This is a genomic window from Bacteroides sp. DH3716P, from assembly GCF_025914115.1.
Lineage (GTDB): Bacteria > Bacteroidota > Bacteroidia > Bacteroidales > Bacteroidaceae > Bacteroides > Bacteroides ovatus.
The window spans coordinates 5,848,446-5,872,366 of the sequence record NZ_CP083673.1 but is presented as its reverse complement, the minus strand read 5'-3'; the positions used below and the strand labels follow the sequence as shown (position 1 = coordinate 5,872,366).

The window sequence follows — 23,921 nt, the reverse complement described above, 5'->3', positions numbered from 1 at the left end:
AAACAAATGATAGTGTATTAATAATCAGTAGTATAGCAAAGAAATAACAAAGGAGAATATAGTAAAAAATATAATGCGTCTGCCCTGTTGATAGATAACTTTCATATTCTCAAGTTCGGTTTTTGATTCGGCAAATGTAGACAAAAAATGCCGTTCTCCTGCAAAACGGGTTCATAAAAAAAGAAAATTCGTCTTGAAATGGCTTCTGTAAGACTCTAATAAAATTCTAATAGCGTTCTAACAAATCTCTAACAGGCTTCCGGAACACGTCCACTTACCTTTGCATCCGAAAAAGAATGCTAACTATATTTTTATGGATGATGATGAAAAAGAAAAATTTGCAAATACTTTTAATTTGCGGTGTATTGCTAGTTACCGCATGCAAGAGTAAATCAAAGGAAGAACAACAGAGTGGTTATCGTATGGAAGGTGACACAGTACAGATTACAGACCGTTTTTTATCTGAAAAGATAAAAGTGACTGAGGCCAGACTTGAACTTTATTCCAAAGAAGTGATTACTTCCGGTGTGGTACGTCCTATTCCTACCCGTTATGCCTGCATTGCTTCCCCTTTTGCAGGAAGAGTTACAAAATCGTATATACAAATCGGACAACAGGTGAACCGGGGAACCCCTTTGTTTGAAATCAGCTCACCGGATTTTACTACGGCACAAAAAGAATACTTCCAGGCATTATCGTCACGTGAGCTGGCTAAGAAAGATTTAAAGCGCAAAGAAGACCTGATAAAGAACGGGGTTAGTTCACAGAAAGAGCTGGAAGAAGCACAAAATGCTTTGCTTATTGCCGACAAAGAGTTCGAAAATGCGTCTGCTGCATTGGAAGTATATCAGGTAGAGCATCCGGAGAATATGATACTGGGGCAGCCTCTTGTGGTGCGTTCGCCTATTTCGGGCGAAATTATAGAGAATAATATTGTGACCGGACAATACCTGAAAGATGATACCGAACCTGTTGCAATAGTGGCAGATTTGTCGGAAGTATGGATTGCCGCCCAAGTAAAAGAAAAGGATATTCGATTTATCAATGCAGGCAGTAGTCTGGATATAGAAGTGTCTGCATTACCGGGGATGGTGATTAAAGGTAACGTCTATCATGTAGAAGAGGCGGTTGACGAAGATACAAGGTCTATCAAAGTGCTTTCGGTTTGTGATAATTCGAAGAAACATTTGAAATTGGGCATGTATACTACCGTCCATTTTCTTAGTGCTCCTATTGAACAGATTCAGATTTCGGAGAGCGCATTATTGCAGGGAGAGAAAGACAGTTATGTGTATGTGCAGGTTACTCCGGATATCTTTGTAAAAACACCGGTGAAGGTAGAAGCGACCAAAGATGGATTTGCTGTGATAAACGATGGATTGCATCTGGGAGATAAAGTCATCAGTGAAGGAGGATATTATTTAAAATAGGAGATTATGAAGAAGGATTTGATGCTTTCAATTATACAGAAAAGATGGATAATGCTTTGTCTGTTTGTGATGATGTGCGTTTTCGGATATTACTCATGGACGCAACTTTCAATAGAAGCCTATCCGGATATTGCAGATGTCACATCGCAGGTTGTTACCCAAGTGCCGGGGCTAGCTGCCGAAGAAGTGGAACAACAGATCACTATTCCTTTGGAACGTGCCATCAACGGTTTGCCTGGCATGCATGTTATGCGTAGCAAAAGTACGTTCGGACTCTCTATGATTACGATTGTATTCAAGGATGGGACAGAAGATTACTGGAGCCGTCAACGGGTACAGGAAAGATTGAATGAAGTAGAACTACCTTATGGGGCAGCCCCCGGACTCGATCCGTTGACATCACCTGTGGGAGAGGTTTACCGTTACATTATAGAAAGTGACCAACATTCACTTCGTGAACTGACCGACCTCCAGAATTGGGTGGTTATTCCCCGTATCAAAGAAGTTTCAGGAGTGGCGGATGTAACAAATTTCGGAGGTATCACCACCCAGTTTCAAGTAGAAATAGATCCTTATAAACTGGAACAATATCACTTATCCCTTAGTCAGGTTATTGAGGCTATTGAAAATAATAATGCCAGTGTGGGAGGCAGCATATTGAATAGAGGAGATCTGGGGTATGTGGTACGTGGTATAGGATTGATAGAGAATCTGGACGATTTGGGGCATATTGTAGTCACTACAACTTCCGGGGTTCCTGTCTTTTTAAATGATATCGGTTCTTTGAAATACGGTAATCTGGAGAGGAAAGGTGTGTTGGGATATACCGATCGTACCCGTGATTATTCGGAAAGTTTGGAAGGGATTGTGCTTCTTCTGAAACATGAAAATCCGTCTAAGGTATTGGATGGCATTCATGCGGCTGTGGATGAATTGAATCATGAAATTTTGCCGGAGGGGGTGCGTATACATACTTTTCTGGATCGTACCAGCCTGGTGGATACAACTTTGGATACTGTTTCCCATACGCTATTAATGGGGATGGCATTGGTTGTTATTGTGCTTATTCTGTTTTTGGGTAACTGGCGTGGAGCATTACTGGTTTCAATCACCATTCCGGCATCTTTGCTTATCGCTTTTATCCTGATGCATCTCACGGATATCCCTGCCAATCTTCTGTCACTCGGAGCCATAGATTTTGGAATCATTGTAGATGGTGCCATTGTTATGCTGGAAACTATTCTCAAGAAACGTGAGGATTATCCCGAACAGTACATCGAAGAAAAAAGTATCGCACAACGAGCCAAAGAGGTAGGACGCCCGATTCTTTTCTCCACCATAGTCATTATTACAGCCTACTTGCCATTATTCGCTTTCGAACGTGTGGAACGTAAACTGTTTACTCCTATGGCATTTACGATGAGTTATGCAATGATCGGAGCACTTTCGGTTGCTCTTCTGCTGATTCCGGGACTGGCTTATGCTATTTACCGTAAGCCGCGCAAGGTCTATAAGAATAAATGGCTGGAAAAATTGAAGGAGAAATATACTGGCGCAATAGAGAAACTCATTCAGAAACCAGTAAAGACCATACTCTTTTCATGTTTGATTCTGATTGCAGGTATTGTGTTAAGTGGTGTTGTAGGGAAAGATTTCCTTCCTGAATTGGATGAGGGCTCGATCTGGTTGCAGGTGAATCTTCCTCCCGGCATTTCTGTTGAGAAATCGAGAGAGATGTCCGATACACTTCGTTCCCGTACGATGAAGTATCCCGAAGTAACTTATATCATGGTTCAGGCAGGGAGAAATGACGATGGTACAGATCCGTTCACTCCTTCGCATTTTGAGGTATCTATCGGGATAAAGCCTTATGATGAATGGCCGAACGGAAAGACCAAGCAAGATTTGATTCATGAGCTGGAAGAAGAATATAAGACACTGCCCGGTTTTAGGGTGGGATTCAGCCAACCGATGATAGACGGGGTGATGGATAAAATAGCCGGTGCGCATAGTGAATTGGTTGTAAAGGTGTATGGTGAGGATTTTCGGGAAACACGTCGTATTGCGGAAGAAATCACCCGGGCGCTGGGAACGGTGAAAGGTGCCGTTGATCTGGATATTGACCAGGAACCTCCATTACCTCAACTGCAAATCATTATGAATCGGGATGCGATTGCCCGATATGGGCTGAACGTGTCTGATGTAGCTGATTTGATAGAGGTAGCAATCGGAGGGAAAGCTATTGCGCAGCTTTATCAGGGAGACCGTCAATATGACATTACCTGTAAATATAAAGAAGAAATGCGGGATACACCCGAAAAGATAGCCGGATTGATGCTGACCTCTTCTACCGGAGCTAAAATACCCCTTTCGCAGGTAGCCGAAGTGAAATTGAGTGTCGGAGAAAGTACGATCACTCGTGAAATGAACAGACGTCACCTGACGGTTAAGTTGAATCTGCGTGGACGCGATCTGGCCTCTTTCTTAAAAGAAGCGCAGGGAGTTATTAATCAGAAAGTACAGTATGACAGCAGCAAATACACAGTCAAGTGGGGAGGTGCTTTTGAAAATCAGAACAGAGCCTATACCCGTCTTTCTGTCATTCTTCCGTTGACACTGATGTGTATGTTTATTTTGCTTTATGCTACGTTTGGGAAATTCCGGCAAGCCGGTCTGGTATTGTCCATCGTGCCGTTGGCGCTCTTTGGCGGAATGCTTGCGCTCAATGTACGCGGTATGACATTGAATGTATCGTCTGCCGTGGGCTTTATTGCCATGTTCGGACTTTCCATTCAAAACGGAATTATTATGGTATCTCAGATAAATAGTTTGCGCAAAGGAAGAATGGAACTTCGAGAATCTGTTATCGAAGGGGCACGCCAACGGTTCCGCCCTATCTTGATGACTTCCGTCACAACGGTACTCGGACTGTTTCCCGCTTCTCTGGCAACCGGGATTGGCAGTGATGTGCAACGTCCTTTGGCAACGGTCATTGTGTATGGATTGATGTTCTCATCACTCATCTCCCTGTTTGTGCTTCCGGTTTTTTACTATCTGATTGAGAATAACGTTTTAAATAAAAAGAAGAATGATGAAAAAGAATATACACTTTAATATCTTGCTCCTTTTGCTGCTTGTGGAAGCGATGACTGTTCATGCTTTTGCGCAAATCCTCGTCGGCCAACCACAACGGAATATTTCTTTCGAAGAATATCTGAACAGTGTAGGAAAGAACAATCTGAATTATCTGGCAGAAAAGTTGAATGTGAGTATAGCTGATGCGGAAGCTATGGCTGCAAAGGTGTTTCCTGATCCGGAACTTGGATTTGAAGCTGGTAATGAAACTTTTTCGTTGGGGCTTTCCTATTCATTGGAATTAGGAAATAAACGAGGAGCACGAATCAAACTTGCACGCAGTCAGGCAGCGTTTGAGAAGTTGATGATAGAACAGGGATTTCAGGATTTGCGAGCCGAGGCAGCCAATTTTTTTCTGGAAGCTATTTTGCAGAAAGAGTTACTTAAGGTGCAGCGAAGTTCTTATGAATATATGCTGCAATTGAGCCAATCGGATAGTTTGCGTTATGCGGTAGGAGAAATTACGGAGAATGATGCCCGTCAGTCGAAACTGGAAGCCGTTACTTTACTCAATACAGTTTACGGACAGGAAGCAGCATATCAGTCTTCATTGGTTATGCTTAACAAACAGATGGGCGTGACAGCAGATACTCTTCATATTCCGTTTGGTAATTGGGAGGAACTGAACCGTGAGTTTATGCTGTCGGAACTAATCAAAGTTGGTTTAGACAATCGTATAGACTTACTTGCAGCTCAAAAAAGTACCGAAGTCACTGCCCGTGCGTATAAGTTGACGAAGGCGGAGCGTCGTCCGGATATTGGTTTGTCAGTCTCTTATGAAAGAGACTGGAACGGTTTTCTTCCTCCGGCGCGTTCTGCTACCGCAGGGGTATCTATTCCGCTGTCCTTTTCAAATATAAATAAAGGAGCAGTCAAAGCAGCTAAATTCCGTATTGCTCAATCTGAAATATTGGAAAGGGAGATGGAATTACAAATACAGGCGGAGATTACTCAAGCATGGTTCTGCCATGAAGCGGAAAAAAAGAAGGTAGCCCAGCTTAAAGCGGGGATACTCGAAGATTCACAAAAGGTGCTTGAAGGGATGGTTTATAAGTACAAACGTGGTGAAATCAATATTTTGGATGTATTGGTAGCTCAACGTACCTATAATGAAGTACAGCAGGAATATCTTGAAACCATGAAAGGATATGTAGCTTCTTTGGTAGAATTAGAGAAGTCTTGCGGTATCTGGGACATACGTTTTTAAATATACGATGATTTTATCCGGCTCTACTTTTAGCAATAATAATAGTGCCGGATATGTTTACTTTCCGAATCCTAAATCATATTCCTGTATTCCTCTTGTTTTTTCTTGGGTAACTTCTTTATAACTTCCTCTACCGAGTGGCTAATCAACTCCTTTATGAGTTTATCGGGAACATCTCCTTCCAAGTAAACAGTTATCCAATGTTTCTTATCCGAAAAAGGTCCCCAAAAAAGGTCCTCATATTGCTCAATGAGCTCTGCCGATTTATCAGGGTTGCATTTCATATCTGCCCAGAATCTTCCGTTCTTAGGGCGTAACGTTGCAAAGCTGAACATTTTATCCATAACCTTGAAAACCAAAGTATGTTTATCAAACGGCATACATTCAGTTGCTCCTTTGACTGACAGGCAATATTCTCTATAATCTTCGATATTCATGATTTCTCTCTTTTGATTCATTCAAAACACAAATATATCACTTTCTGTTTGCTTTTGAAAAATATGTTTTTATCTCAAAGTACCCGTTTCAATTTCGCCCTTATCCGGCTTAAACTTACCGGAGTTATTCCCAGATAAGAAGCAAGACATTCCAATGGCATTCTTTGTAATAGCTCCGGATTATTTTGTATCAGTTTCATATACCGTTCGGATGCAGTGGTAAATAAGAGAGAAATAAGTCTTTCCTCTGTTTGCAGGAACTCTGATTCGGCGAATTTGCGTCCCCAGTTGGCAATATGGATATCTTCCTTGAATAATTCGTGTAAGTCTTTGCGCTTTAACAAATACAAAACCGAGTTTTCCATCAGTTCCATCGACTCATACCCCTGTTGATTATTTACATAACTTTTCAATGAGACAATGGTAGATCCTTCTTTCCCAATCCAGAACGTTACCTCTTTTCCGTCTACGGGAATGTAAGCTCTGGTAATTCCTTTCTCGATGAAAAAGATATTCGTTTCAGTCTTGCCAGCCTCCAATATATGGTGACCTTTGGGATATGTGACCTTTGACAGATGTTTAACCACCTTCTCCACCGAAGTCTCCGGCATCCGATATATTCTATTTATAATTTCGTGTATATCCATATCGCATTGAATCATTATTCTGCAAAAATACAAAAAGTTACCATAGGAAAAGAAGAATTGATAATACTCTTACACCGTCATTTCTTATCAAATGTAAAGTGAAAGCTCCGGGTATCCTGTTAATTTTGCAGTCTAATTTAAAAATAGAATGATATGAATTGGATTATATTGATTATTGCCGGACTGTTTGAGGTTGGTTTTACCTTTTGTCTAGGCAAGATGAAAGGAGCAACGGGCACCGATTTTTATTTGTGGGGAACGGGGTTTGTAATCTCTGTAACTTTAAGCATGTATCTGTTGGCGAAGGCTGCACAAACATTGCCTATCGGCACTGCATATCCTGTTTGGACGGGGATAGGAGCAGTGGGGACTGTATTGATCGGTATCCTGTTCTTTCATGAACCGGCAACTTTGGGACGTTTGTTCTTTATGACAACTTTGATTATTTCAATCGTAGGATTGAAACTGATATGAATTTAATTATTGGGAGCTTTAATTGATAGAAAATAGAATTGAATGTTTTTATAAATCAGGATTGCTGTAAAAAAGAACTTGTCTGGTAGAGTACTTGTGTAATGTACTGATGTTCTTTGCCATAAACCCTCGAATATTAGGCTTTTAGAAAAAGAAATCGTTTTAATTGGGAAAAAGATTGGTTTCTAAAATAAATGTATATATTTGCAGAGTGTAAGACGAGATTTCGTTCGGATGCAAAAACTAAACTAAATTCTATTCACAGTTATTGATTAAACATGAAATCCACTGATCCCGAACCTCATGGAGTCGGTATGGAACTGGAGCAGTACCGTACCAGACTCGAACAGATGGTTGAAGAGAAATCTAAAGACCTGATTGCTATTCAGGAGAATCTCGAAGCGACTAACCGGCGGCAGGCATTATTTATCAAGGTATTGCAAATTCTGCAACTGGAACCGGACATACCTACTGCTATGAATATGGCATTGGCCGAGATTGGCCGCTACACTGGCGTCGATCGTTTGGCGACATGGGAAAACCACCTCGATGGAGTTACGTATGGCTGTACTTACGAATGGTGCAACGACGGTATAGAACCCGCTATAGATTACCTGCGGAGTATGACTATTGAAGCGGGAAAACCTTGGTTCGACATGCTGGAAGAAAAACATATCATTTGTACGTCCGATATTTATTCGCTCGATCCCTTTATTACTCAAATGCTCGAAGTGCAAGGTGTAAAAGCCATCGCTGTATTCCCCTTGTCACAATTGGGAGTACATTTCGGATTTCTTTCATTTAACTTTTGCTGGAACAAACAATGGGATGAAAAGGATGTGGAACTGATGAGCCAGATATCGCAAATTGTATCCACTGCTACCAAACGCTGGCAAGTTGAAATATCTCTGCAACAGTCGCAGCGAACCATGCAGAAGGTATTGGATAATATCAATGCTAATATTTTTGTGAGCGATTACGATACACTGAAAGTGATTTTTGCCAATAAGCCTTTCAGGGAAGAAGCAGGAGAAGTTCCGGAAAATGCAGAATGTTGGAGAATGTTGAATGCAGGATTGGAAAATGGGTGTAAACACTGCCCGAAGCCAAAGTTGCTTGATGCCAACCGTAAGTTTACAGGCGTTCATTTTTGGGAAGACTACAATCCGGTCACCAAACGTTGGTACACCATCCAGAGTATGGCTATAAAATGGCTTGACGGGCGTTGGGCAATCATGGAATTGGCTACCGACATCACTACCCGCAAACAGGTGGAACTGGAACTGATTCAAGCCAAGGAAAAAGCCGAAGAATCGGACAGACTCAAATCGGCATTCCTTGCCAACATGAGTCATGAGATACGTACTCCTCTTAATGCCATCGTAGGTTTTTCCAGTCTGCTTGCCGAAACCGATGAGGAGGAATTGCGCCATTCATACATGTCTTTGGTGCAAGAGAATAGTGAGTTGTTGCTCAACCTTATTTCCGACATATTGGACATTTCCAAAATCGAGGCCGGTGCGATAGATCTTACTATGGGATGGGTGGATGTACCACAACTTTGCCGGGAGGTGATTGCTACTTTCTCGCACAAAAAACGTGACGATGCAGTCGAATTGCGTTTTGATGAAAGTTCACCACAGATCGTGATTAATGCTGATAAAAATCGAATTATATAGGTACTCTCTAACTTCCTGACCAATGCCTTAAAATTTACTACCAAGGGCTCGATTACACTTTCCTATACATTGGAAGACGAGAGTCAGGTGCGTTTCTGTGTGACGGATACAGGTAAAGGTATTCCTGATGAACAACAGCATGAAATTTTTAATCGTTTTATAAAATTGGACTCGTTCGTACAAGGAGCCGGATTAGGGTTATCCATCTGCCAAAGTCTGGTCAAAAGGATGGGTGGAGAGATTGGAGTCGAATCCCGGGAGGGGGAAGGTTCGTGCTTCTGGTTTACGCATCCGTATGTTTCCGGTACTTTTCTCTAATACCAATTTTTTTGCTGATTAATTTGCATCTTTCAATATATTATCCGAATATTGCAGAGCAGAAAAAACAGAATATGATTCCAATTGATGAAAAACACATTATAAAAAAGTTAAAGGCCGGGGATAATGAATCATATAAATATATATATGATTATCATTATGTTGCTCTCTGCAAACTTAGTTATTATCTCTTGAAAGACAGAGTGCAGGCGGAAAGCATAGTGAACGATGTAATCTTTCATCTTTGGGAAGTCAGAGACAAATTGGAACTGGTGCCTCCTCTTCGCAACTATCTGATAATAGCCGTACGCAATAAATGTCTGAACTACTTAGCCCTCAAACAGCAGGAGACAGAGATACGTTTTTCTACCATTGAACAGGCTGGTATTCAATTGCAAAATATCGTTTCTGACAATGAGCATCCTTTAGGCAACCTGCTAAAAGAAGAATTGGAATCGAAAATCCACGAATCTATCAACAAATTACCGCCTGCCTGCAAACAGGTATTCACCATGAGCCGCTTCCGGGAAATGAGTTACGAAGAAATTTCTCGTGAACTTGGCATTTCTGTAAATACGGTTAAGTATCATATAAAGAGCGCATTAGTAATACTTAAAAAAGAACTGGGCACTTTTTTATGTATTATTTTTGCTTTTTATCCTACCCTGTTATTATAAAAAACTGTAGTATATATAAAGGCACTATCTTTTATGAATGAACAATCACCACATACGGATATAGTCAATGATTGGATAATCGGTTATCTGACAAACAGTCTGACACCGGAAGAGATGCAGTCGTTACAGAATTGGCTGAATGTTTCGGAAGAAAACCGGAAATATTTTTCCGATATGCAAGAAGTATGGATCGCTGCTTCTGATGAAGCAGATGAACAGCATTTCGACAAAGAGCGGGCTTATCAATTATTTTTAGAGCATACAGAAAACCTTGTGCAACCATCGGTAAAACGAAAAACACTCACTATCAGTCCGTGGATGTATGCCGCTGCAATGGTTGTAATTGTTTTTTTCTGTGGAACGATTGCCTTTCAGAGTGGAAAGAGAGTACTCCGGAATCAATTGACACAGATTACGGTGGAAGCTCCATACGGTTCAAAAACCAAACTGTATCTTCCTGATGGAACGTTGGTTTGGCTTAATGCGGGTTCCAAAATGAGCTATGCACAAGATTTTGGAATTAATGAACGTTCATTGAACTTGTCGGGAGAAGCCTATTTTGAAGTAACCAGAAATGAGGAGATACCTTTTAAAGTACATACGGAAGAACTAGACGTCAAAGTATTGGGAACTAAATTTAATTTCCGGAATTATAAAGACGATTTGGAAGCTAAAGTCTGTCTGCTGGAAGGAAAGGTAGCGCTGAATACCCGGCAAAAAGAGACCATACTTCATCCGGACCAACAGGCGCTGTTGGATAAAAAAACAGGAAAACTATCTGTATCCGATACCAAAGCCGCTTACAGTGCTGAATGGACAAACGACCGCCTTTACTTTGATGAAATTTTGCTTTCAGATATCATTAAAGAACTGGAAAGAAGCTATGACGTAAAAATAACCGTTGCAGACGACACGTTAAATACGATTCGTTTTTATGGAAACTTCCGTAAAAGAGAGCAAAGTATTCAGGAGATTATGAATGTATTGTCGTCTACAGACAAAATGACTTATACCATTAATGGAAAAAATATTGTGATCACACTTCCCAAATGAACAGATGTTAAACCTTTAAAACTTAAAGAAATATGAAAAGCCATTTAGTAAAAACATGATTCACCTCTCCTGATAGAAATATAAAAAGGTCAGGTTCCTTTTCCATCCCCTGACCTCTTGCCTTTCTATCTTAAAAGCCACAGTGACTTTAATTGATGAAAGCTTAGGCAAATATAAATAAAATCCTAAACTTCTCATCCTATTTATCAATTATTTATCCATTGACTTATGAAAAATAAGAAGAAAGTCTTTTTCATGGTCCTGCTCTTGCTATGCTCTTATCTAAGCTCATTTGCGCAGCTTATCAATTTGCAGTTGAAGAATGTAACAGTAAAGCAGGCTATTGAAACAATACAGAAGCAAAACGGATATTCATTTGCATTTGCAACAAACGATCTGAATACCAAAAAGATTGTGACAGTGCTAGCCAAAGATTTACCTATTGAGAAGGTGGTAGAACAGGTCTTGGCAGGACAAGATGTTAGCTACACTATCCAAGGGAAAGATATTATCATCAAGAAGAAAAGCGGCCAGTCCGCACAACAATCCTCCAGGAAATACACTATTAGCGGGATAGTGAAGGACATGTCAGGGGAGCCTGTCATCGGAGCCAATATAAAAGAGAAGAATGGCACGGCAGGTACAATCTCAGGTATGGACGGTAAGTTCCAGTTGACAGTCAGTGAAGGGAGTGTGGTACAAATATCCTACCTGGGGTTTTTGACGCAAGAGGTGAGCGTGAAAAATAAGAATTATCTGACAGTAGTGTTGAAAGATGATACACAGACGTTGGACGAAGTAGTGGTGGTCGGATTCAGTACCCAAAAAAAGATAAACTTGACAGGGGCGGTAGAAAATGTATCATCGGATGTATTTGAAAATCGTCCGGTGGCTAATGTCACACAGATGTTGCAAGGCGCTGTACCAAATCTGAATATTTCGTTAGTCGACGGTAAGCCCAATCAATCGGCTTCGTATAATATCCGTGGTGTAACGTCTATCGGAGCGGGCGGTAGTGCGCTGGTATTGATAGACGGTGTAGAAGGCGATCCGGCCATGCTGAACCCGAATGACATAGAAAGCGTGTCCGTATTGAAAGATGCGGCTTCGGCAGCCATCTACGGTTCACGTGCTCCGTATGGGGTTGTCCTGATTACAACAAAAGATCCGTCAAAGCAAAAAGATAAGTTTACGGTCAATTATACGGGAAATTTCTCCTATGAAACTCCGTATGCTGTGCCGGATGTCGTTGATGACGGTTATGTCTGGGCTTATCTGTTTCGTGAGGCGGAATACAATTACCGCGGGATAGAGCCTACCAGCATTAATAAGTCACAACCTTTCTCAAAAGAATGGCTGGAGACTTTCCGGCAACGGAAGTTGGCAGGAAATACGTTACAGACAGCAGTTGGCCCCGATGGGAAATATACATACTATGGAAATGAGGATTACTATGATGCGCTTTATAAGGATCATACGTTTGCACAGTCGCATAATGTATCTATCAGCGGTTCGAACGGAAAAATAAGTTACTACACTTCCGCACGGTTATACGATTATGACGGTCTGTTCAATTATAACTCAGACACCTACCGCACTATGAATATGCGTACCAAAATCAGCGCACAAGTGTTCAGCTGGCTGAAAATTTCCAATAATATAGACTATACTCATGATAAATATACACAACCATTGGGTTATGTAGAACAGAATGAGGGTCTGGTTTGGAAAGCCATCAACATGGAAGGGCATCCGTCCGAACCAATCTTCAATCCGGACGGAACCTTGACACACTCCGGAGCACGTTCTGTCGGTGGACTGGTAACAGGCAACAACTGGATAAAGCGTACGACTAAAACGCTGAAAAATACGACTACCCTGAATATAACCATGCTGGACAACAAATTGCGTTTTACCGGAGACTTCTCTTTCCGTACGAAAGATTTTATAGAAGACAAGAAGACTACCGCTGTTCCGTATAGCGATTACGAAGGGGTGATTAAATATCTCGGAGTACCGGAAACAGATGATAAGATGTTGGAGAAAGTGCAACAGACTACCTATATATCCACCAATGTATATGCCGAATATGAGAATACATTTGCAGGAAAACATTATATGAAAGCTTTGGCGGGATATAATTACGAACAGCAGGATTACAAGGCAATCTCTTCGGAGCGGAATGGTTTGTTGATGCCTGATGTGGAAAATATAAATTTTGCTATGGGAGATAATATGTCCATTAAGAGTGATGGTAACCGGTGGCGGTATGCCGGAGCATTCTTCCGTTTGAATTACTCCTATGACAACCGTTATCTATTTGAGGTGAACGGGCGTTATGACGGTTCTTCGAAGTTCCCCAACAATTCGCAATGGGGATTTTTCCCTTCAGCTTCGGCAGCATGGCGTTTCTCGGAAGAGAAGTTCTGGAAGGTAAATCCGGCTATTATCTCCAATGGAAAGCTGCGTGTCTCTTATGGTGCGCTGGGCAATAGTAATGTGAAGCCGTATTCTTATCTGGAAAAGTTCTCATTGAAGACTTATTCCACTACCGGCTCATCGAGCGAAGGCCGCTATCTCGACGGTAAGGCACAGTTACGCTACACGCTCAATCCTGCCCAAATTCCTGACAATATCGGTTGGGAAACCTCACGAACCATTGATGGCGGTATCGATTTGGGATTCTGGAACAACAAAATTACGTTATCCGCCGATTATTACGTACGTAAGACTGTTAATATGTATACGGTGGGACCGACGCTTCCCGATACATTCGGTGCATCGTCGCCCAAAGGGAACTATGCTGACATGAGTACCTATGGTTACGAGATTTCTTTGGGATATAACGACTCGTTCCGTTTGGCTGGCAAACCATTTAGCTTCGGCATCAAAGCAACCCTTGCCGATTATCATTCGGTGATAGACAAATATAATAACCCGAAACGTGACTTGGATGATTATTATGTAGGTCAGCGTATCGGTGAGATTTGGGGATTTGTTTGTAACGGACTGTTCCAGTCACAAGACGAAATCGATGCGGCTTTTGACGGAAAGGGTTACAAAAACAACCTGATGCAGACATCTGTCAATTACATCACTTATCCCGGTGATATGCGCTTCGAAGACTTGAACAATACAGGTACTATTGATAACGGAGCCAACACAGTAGACTCACCGGGCGACCGGAAAATCATAGGAAACTCCGAACCGCGCTACATCTATACCCTCTCATTTAGTGCCGACTGGAATAACTTCTTTTTGTCAGCCATGTTCGACGGTGTGGGAAAACAAGACTGGTATCCCAGTGGTGAGAGTTCTTTCTGGGGACAGTATAACCGTCCTTACAACCAAGTTCCGGTGTGGCACTTGAATAACTATTGGACCAAAGACCGCCCTGATGCTTATCTGCCGCGTTATTCGGGTTATTACAATCCTTTATATAAAGGCACGGCCAATACACGCTACTTGCAGGATGTATCTTACTTCCGGCTCAAAAATTTGCAGTTTGGTTACAATTTGCCAAAGAAATGGATAGCAAAAGCCGGGTTTTCTAAAGTATCTGTCTATTTCTCGGGCGAGAACTTATGGTCGTGGTCTCCACTCTACCGTCACACGAAAGATTACGATGTGACAGTGATAACAAAAGGTTCGGATAATGACCTGACTTCCGGTAATAAAGGAGATGGTTTCAACTATCCGACGATGCGGAATCTAAGTTTAGGAATCTCTATTACTTACTAAATAGAAACAAAGAAGATATGAAAAGATTAAGTACTATACGTAATATCCTGCTTCTGTGTGCAACGGTGCTGCTAGGTAGTTGCGATTTGACGGAGACGATGCAGGTAGAGGCTGACAAATCTATGGTTTTCGGCAGCGAGTCCGGATTGCGCCTTTATGCCTATTCCTTCTATCGGGCATTGCCTACACTTTCTACGGGCTATCAGCAGGATGAGATGTGTGATATTGCCGCTGTACGGCAGACGAATGTGTTTATTCAGCAAAATGCGTACAATTCGGAAACAGCTACCAGCTGGTCATGGGGAACCCTGCGGAACATCAATTATTTTATCGACGGTTGCTACTCAAAGGAGTGTACAGTGGATGCAGCTACCCGCGATAATTACTTGGGTATCGCCCGTTGGTTCCGCGCCTGGTTTTATTATGACAAGTTGACCCAATATGGCGAAGTTCCCTGGTTTGGCAGTGAAATCCAGTCTTACCAGTACGATGTCATGTATAAAGAGCGTGACAGCCGGGACGTCATTATCAAGAATATGATCGAAGATCTCGATTTTGCTTACGAACATATTCAGGCAACTTCTTCTGTCAATAGCTCTACACTCACCAAATGGGCTGCAGCCGCACTCAAATCACGTGTGTGCCTGTTCGAAGCCGCCTATCGCCGTTATCACAAACTGACAGGTCTGGAAATCACTCCGGAAGAACTTTACCGCCATGCTGCCAGTGCAGCCAAACTGGTGATGGACAACAGCGGACTTTCGCTGAATACGGCAACAGGTACCAAAGGGGCCTACCGTGATTTGTTCTATCTGGAAGCTCCCATTACCTCCGAAGTAATTCTGGCGGTATGTGCCAATAGCGCATCAGGTATTTACGGGACTCAAAATTACTGGTACAACTCGCTGTCGTACGGTAAAGGCTGGAGTCTGGTTCGTCCGTTTGTCAATACTTACCTGAAATTGGACGGTACCCCGTTCACTGCCGAAACAGGCTATGAAACCAGAAACTTCGTGGAAGAGATGAAGAGCCGTGACCTGCGTTTGGCACAGACCATCCGCGGACTGGATTTCAAACGTGACGGAAAAGCCGTAGTAGCCGATATGACAGTTTGCCTGACCGGTTATCATGTAATCAAGTATTCTCTTGACGATACAAAATACGATAACAATGAAAAGAACAACAACAGTATCCCCCTGTTGCGTTACGCTGAAGTGCTGCTAAACTATGCCGAAGCACAAGCCGAACTGGGTGGGCTTACTGATGCTGACTGGAACACTACCATCGGCGCTTTGCGCCGACGTGCCGGAATTACAGGCGGAACGGAAAAACTCCCTACAACTGTTGATTCATATTTGCAGCAGGTCTTTTATCCGAATATCACTAATCCGGTTTTACTGGAAATCCGTCGGGAACGTACCATTGAGTTGGTGGCTGAAGGAACGAGATTCAATGATTTGCGTCGTTGGAAATGTGGTGAACTGATAGAGGAACTACCGTGGACAGGTATGCACATCAGCGCATTGAATGTGGATATTGACCTGAATGGTGACGGAACTCCTGATTGCTACTTTACTGATAACGGTACGCAATCATCCAATAAAGACTGCAAAACGGTGAACGTAAAGAATGAAACAGGACTTTATGCCACAGCAAATGCCGCAGGCGGATACGATTTGAGATATAACCCCGGTACGGGAAACCGCATCTGGTACGATGACGACCGCCAATATCTTTATCCTGTTCCTGCACAGGTGATCCGCGACTATGAGAGTGCCGGATATAAACTATCACAGAACCCCAATTGGAATTAAAATATAAAAGATTTAGTATGATGAAATTTAACCAGATATTGCCTGTAATTGCTATCTATGTTGTAGCGTTAGGCGGATGCAGTAATACTACTCCTGATTATTCAGAATTTTATAAGGACCCTGAAACAGTAAAAGAGGAAGACCCGTCACTGAATGATAACCAAATTAAAGTCATGTCGTTCAATATCCGGTATTATAATACCAAAGATACGGGAGAAAAGTCATGGGAAGCCCGTACGGCAGCTTTTATACCGATGATCGGAGAACATAAACCGACAGTGATCGGTATGCAGGAAGCGCGGCCACCACAACTGAAGTGGTTGGAAGAGAACTGGAAAGATTATGGATATGTCGGTAAGGGACGCCGTGCCAACAATGCCAACAATGATGAGTTTGTTCCTATCTTTTATCGGAAAAAGGCTGTTGAACTAATCAAGTGGGATTGTTTCTGGCTTTCCGAAACTCCGGATGTACCGGCTTCTCTAGGATGGGACAGTACCGTTCCTCGTATAGCAACATGGGCAATTTTCAAACACATTGCTTCCGGTAAGAAATTCTTCTTCATCAATACTCACATCGATGTAGGTTCTACCATCGCTCCGGGCAAGTCGATGGAAGTGATTGTGAATAAAATGTCCGAGCTCAATCCGGAAGGATTGCCGATGTTACTGACCGCCGACTTTAACAAGCAGATTGACAGTGATATCTTTAACGGAGTTAAAACATTCATGACAAATGTCCGCTTATCGGCTCCGATCACAGACTCGAAATACTCTTATACAGGCTTTGGTACCGCCAATCCTTATATTGTAGATCACATCTTTTGTACAGGCTTTAAGGCTTTGAAGTTCGAGACAATAGATAAAGTTTATCAGAATATCACTTATATCTCCGATCATTATCCCATCATCGGTAAATTGGAATACGTGAAGTAATGAAACGATCATCTAAAATTACAGAAACGCAATGAAAAGAATCATATATTTATTGGTAGCTGCTATCGGTCTGTTGATTGGGTGTACACCTGATGAAGAGACGTGGGTACAGGCGGGATTCACTACAGATAAAGAATCCTATGAGATTGGTGATCTGATTACCCTGACAAACACGTCGACGGCGGAGAATGCCCAGATTGCAGTCTGCAAATGGGAATTTATGGGTAAAGTTTCCTACGAACTGACTGCTCCCGAACCATTTAGCGTGGAAGAGGGCGGAGACTATCTTTTTCGTCTGACTGTCACTTCGGATCGCGGTGCGATGAAATCAGTTTTTGAAAAGACAATTAAAATAATAGATGACGGTGTCCGTCCTACGGCAGACTTCAGCTGGTTGCCCGAACGAATTGTAGCGGGAGAAGAGGTTGCTTTTACGGATCAATCGAAAGCAGCGGAAGGGTCTGAGATTGTCAAAAGAGAATGGACATTCGGTGCTATCCTCTCTACTGAGGAAAACCCGAAAATCACTTTCGGTTCGCATGGAAAAATAAACGTATCACTGACTGTGACGGACAATAAAAAAAGGAAAGATACGAAGACTGTCACAATGGATATAGCAAAGGGAGCCGGTAGTCTTGGCGTGTTATGGTCTCATTCCTACGATGAGCAGGGAGTAGTGTACGGCACTTCTCCGGCAACAAGCACAGATGGTCAGTATATATATGTTTCTTCCAGCAATTATAACCTGGTTTGTTTCACGAAACTCGGTGAACGGACTTGGGGATTTGATTGCGGACAGAACAATGAACCGAACCGAGGTTCTGACTATCAGCACCCGACTCCTACGGTGGATTCCGACGGAACGGTGTATGTGGCTGTCGGAGACAATACTACCAAGGCGGGAGCAGATGCATCCAAGTCTGCCAGTCTCTATGCTGTTAAAGGCGGTGCAGACGGTGGTACGCAGATGTGGTTTACAGCGATTGGCGCAAAATCGAGTATGCGTCCTTTCGGTGCTCCGGCTGTCACGGACCAATATGTGATGATCCTGACGAATTCGGCGCCAAGCACAGATGGAAAACATTTCCGTATTTATGATAAGGTATCCGGGGTACTTAAATATTCGGAAAAAACGTCTTCCGGAAGTTATGGTGGTTGTGTAGGATTGAAAGATGGCAGGATACTTGTTAACACGGGTCAGAGTAGTGGACGATCGTATGGTACACACATATTCTTCCCGGAAGGCAATAGTTGGAGCAAGTCGACCAATGAGCAGAATTATGCTCCAAATGACCAGCCTAATGGCAGCCAGATCGCTATTGGTGCAGATGGCAAAGCATATATCCTTTGCCTTAATTTAGGAGCCCGCATATCTACCAATGAGACAAAAGCATTAGTCTATTGCTATGATGCCAAGAAGACTACCAAGGGGCAAGTTTCGACTCCAGAATGGTATACTGCCGTGAAAGGGGAAAATAAACAAACCGGTTATGGCTTGGTGGTTGATGGAAATGGGGTTGTGTATGTAGCTACTGACAAATATATTACTGCCATATCTTCTACAGGTTCCGTTTTGTGGGCAACGGAAGTAGCGGGTACTGCTTATGGCGTTCCTGCTATAGATAATGAAGGGTATATCTACTATAATGATGCAGAAAAAGGTTCCTTGGTGAAACTCGAACCGGCTACAGGAAAAGCTATCGCTTCACTCCAGCTTGGAACCGAACTGAAATCGTCGCCCACCATATCTGCTGACGGCACAATCTATGTGACCGGTATGCTGGAAGGAAAACCGACTCTATTTGCTGTTGAAGGAGCGGCGACAGGCTATGCAGCCAATGCCTGGTCGCAGATGGGCGGTAATCCGGGTAAGAGCGGATATATGTATTAGTTTTTTATCCATACAAACTTTTAGTTAGCATGTCTCTTTTTTCGTCGGAGCAGGCGTTGCCCTGCTCTGATGAGAAAAGACTGACTGTGCATTTACAAAAGGCTTATAAAATAGAGATAAGATGAGAAAAAGGAACTTTTTAATATTACTGCTGTTGAGCAGGTTATGGCCTGTCATTGGTGTATCTGCGCAAGATGCCTGGAAAATAACTGCCGGACAGATTGAACCCTCGTCCTATTATGGAATAACGGTAGCCAATGGTATGCTGGGATTAGTTTCTTCCCCCGATCCTTTGAAGATTTCCCGTGTCGTGTTGGGAGGACTTTATGATATCTATGGAAAGGGAAGAGTGAATAATTTCTTGCATGGCATCAATATGCTGGATACGGAATTGCAGATAAACGGAACTACGGTGAAAGCTTCCCAAATATCCGGTTATAAACAGACTTTGGATATGCGTCAGGGATTGTTTTGCGGAGAATTTGATTATCAATCGCTTGCACATATTGAATATCAATATACGGCATTACGTCATTTACCTTATTCGTGTTTGCTGCGTGTGCGGATCGTTCCGAAAGAAAATATAGAGGTAGCTGTGGCGAATATACTGACGGTGCATGAATCGTTGCGTAGTCCGCAGGAATCTTTCAACCGCATCTTCAATGGAAAGACAGCGATTGATTTCTGCACATCAATCGCAAAATCTCCGACCCGGGAACTTGAAATCGGTGCTTGTTCATCGTTTGTTTTCGACGATTCTTTTCCCCGTCCGGAAGTATGCCATCGGAGTGCACGCGGAGTCGGGGTACATACACAAGAATTTACGGTCCGTTTGCAGGCAGGCCAGCCTTACACTTTTTCGATTGTCGGGACGACACTTTCCGCTGCTACTCATGCTGACGTCAAGAATGAAGTGGAACGGTTGACGGCATTTGCAGCAGTAGAGGGTGTTGAACGATTATGGAGCAAACATATCGCTGCATGGGACAAGCTTTGGGAAAGCGATATTGTGATTGAGGGTGATCTTCAGTCGCAACAAGACATTCACAGTATGCTTTATCACACGTATGCTTTTGTGCGGGAAGGTTCGGGATTATCCTGTTCTCCGATGGGGCTTTCGGGCTTCGGTTACAACGGGCATGTATTCTGGGATGCTGACACGTGGATTTTTCCGGCTTTATTATTGCTGCATCCCGAATTGGCGGAATCAATGATAGAGTACCGCTATCAGCGTTTGGATGCAGCCAGGCATAACGCTTTCATGCATGGGTATAAAGGAGCCATGTACCCGTGGGAAAGTAGTGGTAAAGGAAACGAAGATAATACAGTTACCAACATTTACGGCCCTTTTGAAAATCATATTACGGGAGATGTAGCTATGGCAGCCTGGCAATATTATGCTGTGACGCAGGATTTGGAATGGCTTCGTCAAAAGGGATTTCCCATTCTTAGTGCTGCTGCCGAATACTGGGTAAGCCGTTCGGAACCGAATGAAGCGGGAGAGTATGAAATCAGGAATGTAATAGGAGCGGATGAATGGAATCAGAACCCTCAAGGAGGAAAGAACGTGAATAATAATGCTTATACAAACGGTGTCGCGAAATCCACTCTGGAAGCTGCCTGTAAGGCTGCCAAACTGTTGAATGTAAAATCAGACCCTATGTGGACGACTGTGGCAGAGAAACTTCGTTTCCGGAAACTAGCCAATGGAGTAACGGCAGAGCATGATACGTATGATGGAGCTATAACCAAACAAGCGGATGTCTGCCTGTTGGCTTTCCCGTTAAAACTTGTTACGGATAAAGAACAGATCTGGAGGGATTTGGAATACTATCTACAGACTGTTCCGAGAAAGAAGACACCTGCCATGTCGAAGTCTATCTACTCTATTTTGTTTACCCGTTTGGGAGACCGTGAACGTGCATGGCATTACTTTAGAGATTCCTATCTTCCCAATCTGAATCCGCCCTTCCGGGTTATAGCCGAGTTTGACGGTGGTACAAATCCTTATTTTCTGACAGGGGCAGGTGGTGTATTACAGTCCGTATTGATGGGATTCGGTGGATTGGATATTACGGATAAGGGAATTGTTGCCGGAAAAGGAGCAATCCCTGATGCATGGAAATCTTTGACTCTGAAAGGAATAGGAAAAGAGAAAAAGAACTATATCATTAAATGAATTGACGGGATATGAGATTTCTTGTTTTGCTCAAAAGAGTTCGGATACCTTTTATTTAAGTTCGTTTATTTATTGCTTTTTTATTTGTTACTCTTTGATTATTATTCTGCGCCATTATGCTTTTTACAATACAAATGCCGCTATTTCAGATGACAGAGCAATAGTCTTGTCTTTCTAAAGATATATCTGCAAACTAAAATAACCCATATTTTGTTGTCTTTATACAGTATTGAGTTTTTAGCGAATAAATATATAAATAATGATGAAGATGACAAAGAACTTATTGTTAGGGATTGCTGCCGTATGTGGCAGCACTTTTCAGGCTGTAGCTTGTACGGGAATCTCGCTGACGTCCCGTGACGGCAGTTATGTGCAAGCCCGTACGATTGAATGGGCGCGCGGTGTATTGCAAAGCGAGTATGTGATTATTCCGCGTGGTCAACAGCTCACGTCATTCACTCCTACGGGTGTCAATGGACTAACGTTTACGGCAAAATATGGAGTGGTCGGTCTGGCTGTTGTACAAAAAGAGTTTATTGCCGAAGGAATCAATGAGGCCGGACTTTCGGCCGGACTATTTTTCTTTCCTCATTATGGGGGATATGAAACGTATGATGCTGCACAGAACCAGCGGACACTGGCAGACCTTCAAGTGACGGAGTGGCTGTTGTCGCAGTTTTCCACTATTGACGAGGTGAAGGCAGCCCTTTCTTCTGTACGTGTTGTAGGACTGGAAAAGACAGCGGTAGTACATTGGCGTATCGGTGAACCGTCGGGGCGTCAGGTTGTGTTGGAAATTGTAGGTGGTGTGCCGCATTTTTATGAGAATGAAGTAGGCGTATTGACGAATGCCCCCGGTTTTGAATGGCAACTCACAAATTTGAACAATTACGTCAATCTTCATCCGGGTGATGCTTCCGTGCAAAAATTGAGCGGTATTACGTTGCAGCCGACTGGTGGCAACTCCGGTTTTCTTGGTATTCCGGGTGATGCCACGCCTCCTTCGCGGTTTGTACGTGCTGCCTTCTATCGGGGAACAGCTCCGCAACGTGCTACAGGCTTTGATACCGTGCAGCAATGTTTCCACTTGCTTAATAATTTTGATATTCCTATCGGTATAGAACATTCGCAGGGTGATATTCCGGATATTCCCAGTGCTACGCAATGGACCTCGGCTATCGACCTCACTAACCGGAAGGTTTATTATAAAACGGCCTATAACAATTCGATACGTTGCATTGACTTAAAATCTATTGATTTCTCAAAGGTAAAATATCAATCACAACCGTTGGATAAGATACAGGAGCAGCCGGTTGAAATGGTTAAGATTCCCCGGTAAAATATGGAATGGTATGGAGGTACTCTTGTATAATAGTTGCTCGCATTAAGAATGTTTTCAAATAAATGTTGGTGACGTTTTACCCTCACACCCTCACCCTCTATGCTCAATCCATTTATTCATCGGGGTTACAGGTGTGAGGGTAAAGGTGAGAGTAGGTGAGGGTAACTTTTTACTCTCACCCTGTGTCTCGTCCAGATTTGAGTTGACTAATCTTGTTCCGTTTTTACACAAACTTCTTCATTATTACCATAATATCCGCTTCCCGGCACATAAATCGGCTGCATGGCTCCACCCATATTTTTCAATTTACCCTCGTCGCGCAGACGTCGGATATGTCGCATGGCTGTGCTTCTTGCCATTCCGCAAAGATATTGGAAGTCATGTCTCCGCATAAATTGGTGAGTTCGGAAGTATTTCGTCAGTTGCAAGTCAATTTCTTCGTTTGTCAGTTGGGTGAAATCCAGTCCTCCTTTGAGGCTTTTCACTTTAAGCACACCGAACTCGTTTTTCAATGTTTGATCGGCGCGAAACTGAATTGCTTTCAGTTTCACTTTAGTTGCTTTCCGTTTGGTACTTATCGTTACGGGTTCCGTAGTGGTCAGGCACGGATGGAAATAACCGATGCCATTCAGATGAACTTGGCGCCCTTCCGCCAATTCCTGTCCCATGATGTGCGAAAGCGCATCAAGTACGGCTGTGACGTCTGTTTCTGTCAGTGAACAACGTTCCTGAATACGGCGGCGTAGTACGTCGGTCCCAATCGAACCGTTGTATTTGATGCGTGGATGCAGGGTGTTTTCGTTTTCTCCCTGCTGTTTGTTTGAAGGCTTCGGGTCTTCATACCAATCGAATAATATTGCCATAGCTCTATATTTGTTTTAAATGAACTCTTCTTGTTATGTATTCTCTTAGATAGTAATACATTAATGCTTAATGTTTCTTTTGTTAAGCTCTAATGCTTT

Annotated in this window: 15 protein-coding genes and 1 pseudogene; 13 read left to right on the top strand and 3 right to left on the bottom strand. The window is 42.8% G+C overall.

Annotated elements, in window-relative coordinates; translation table 11 throughout:
- Positions 1–320 precede the first annotated feature (320 nt).
- From KQP79_RS22480 to KQP79_RS22470, 3 genes are read left to right on the top strand one after another with little or no spacing between them, the layout of a single operon-like run.
- Positions 321–1,430 (top strand): efflux RND transporter periplasmic adaptor subunit, encoded by a 1,110-nt coding sequence (locus KQP79_RS22480; RefSeq protein WP_195310784.1) that lies wholly within the window; start codon positions 321–323, stop codon positions 1,428–1,430.
- A 6-nt stretch (positions 1,431–1,436) separates the two neighbouring features.
- On the top strand, positions 1,437–4,544 hold the full coding sequence (locus KQP79_RS22475; RefSeq protein WP_061448235.1) for an efflux RND transporter permease subunit: 3,108 nt from the start codon (positions 1,437–1,439) through the stop codon (positions 4,542–4,544).
- Positions 4,522–5,772, top strand: a complete 1,251-nt coding sequence (locus KQP79_RS22470; protein WP_061448246.1) for a TolC family protein — start codon at positions 4,522–4,524, stop codon at positions 5,770–5,772. Before KQP79_RS22475 ends, KQP79_RS22470 begins: the two co-directional genes overlap by 23 nt.
- Before the next feature lie 71 nt (positions 5,773–5,843).
- Here the strand turns inward: KQP79_RS22470 and KQP79_RS22465 are convergent, their stop codons facing one another.
- Both KQP79_RS22465 and KQP79_RS22460 read right to left on the bottom strand, forming a co-directional pair.
- Positions 5,844–6,209 (bottom strand): MmcQ/YjbR family DNA-binding protein, encoded by a 366-nt coding sequence (locus KQP79_RS22465; protein WP_004326411.1) that lies wholly within the window; start codon positions 6,207–6,209, stop codon positions 5,844–5,846.
- Between the two features lie 74 nt (positions 6,210–6,283).
- Positions 6,284–6,856 (bottom strand): Crp/Fnr family transcriptional regulator, encoded by a 573-nt coding sequence (locus KQP79_RS22460; protein ID WP_004326410.1) that lies wholly within the window; start codon positions 6,854–6,856, stop codon positions 6,284–6,286.
- A 153-nt stretch (positions 6,857–7,009) separates the two neighbouring features.
- On the opposite strand from KQP79_RS22460, the gene KQP79_RS22455 reads away from it, so the two are divergent.
- The 10 genes and pseudogenes from KQP79_RS22455 (at position 7,010) to KQP79_RS22410 (ending at position 22,956) form a co-directional block, all read left to right on the top strand.
- Positions 7,010–7,330 (top strand): DMT family transporter, encoded by a 321-nt coding sequence (locus KQP79_RS22455; RefSeq protein WP_004326409.1) that lies wholly within the window; start codon positions 7,010–7,012, stop codon positions 7,328–7,330.
- Positions 7,331–7,608: 278 nt separating this feature from the next.
- Positions 7,609–9,327: pseudogene (locus KQP79_RS22450) on the top strand (ATP-binding protein).
- 74 nt (positions 9,328–9,401) lie between these two features.
- A complete protein-coding gene (locus tag KQP79_RS22445; protein ID WP_061448245.1) occupies positions 9,402–10,004 on the top strand; it encodes an RNA polymerase sigma-70 factor in 603 nt (200 codons plus the stop codon).
- A gap of 33 nt (positions 10,005–10,037) precedes the next feature.
- On the top strand, positions 10,038–11,057 hold the full coding sequence (locus tag KQP79_RS22440) for a FecR family protein (protein WP_061448234.1): 1,020 nt from the start codon (positions 10,038–10,040) through the stop codon (positions 11,055–11,057).
- Between the two features lie 228 nt (positions 11,058–11,285).
- A complete protein-coding gene (locus KQP79_RS22435; protein ID WP_009040648.1) occupies positions 11,286–14,798 on the top strand; it encodes a TonB-dependent receptor in 3,513 nt (1,170 codons plus the stop codon).
- A 17-nt stretch (positions 14,799–14,815) separates the two neighbouring features.
- A complete protein-coding gene (locus KQP79_RS22430; RefSeq protein ID WP_061448233.1) occupies positions 14,816–16,612 on the top strand; it encodes a RagB/SusD family nutrient uptake outer membrane protein in 1,797 nt (598 codons plus the stop codon).
- Between the two features lie 17 nt (positions 16,613–16,629).
- On the top strand, positions 16,630–17,547 hold the full coding sequence (locus KQP79_RS22425) for an endonuclease/exonuclease/phosphatase family protein (RefSeq protein WP_229093005.1): 918 nt from the start codon (positions 16,630–16,632) through the stop codon (positions 17,545–17,547).
- 31 nt (positions 17,548–17,578) lie between these two features.
- The gene (locus KQP79_RS22420) at positions 17,579–19,438 is read left to right on the top strand and encodes a PQQ-binding-like beta-propeller repeat protein (RefSeq protein WP_061448232.1); all 1,860 of its coding nucleotides are present in this window, start codon (positions 17,579–17,581) and stop codon (positions 19,436–19,438) included.
- 121 nt (positions 19,439–19,559) lie between these two features.
- Positions 19,560–21,617 (top strand): glycosyl hydrolase family 95 catalytic domain-containing protein, encoded by a 2,058-nt coding sequence (locus KQP79_RS22415; protein ID WP_061448231.1) that lies wholly within the window; start codon positions 19,560–19,562, stop codon positions 21,615–21,617.
- A 259-nt stretch (positions 21,618–21,876) separates the two neighbouring features.
- Complete coding sequence (locus KQP79_RS22410) at positions 21,877–22,956, top strand: linear amide C-N hydrolase (protein ID WP_061448230.1); 1,080 nt, start codon at positions 21,877–21,879, stop codon at positions 22,954–22,956.
- 209 nt (positions 22,957–23,165) lie between these two features.
- Here the strand turns inward: KQP79_RS22410 and KQP79_RS22405 are convergent, their stop codons facing one another.
- Positions 23,166–23,822, bottom strand: a complete 657-nt coding sequence (locus KQP79_RS22405) for an HU family DNA-binding protein (protein WP_061448229.1) — start codon at positions 23,820–23,822, stop codon at positions 23,166–23,168.
- Positions 23,823–23,921: the final 99 nt, after the last annotated feature.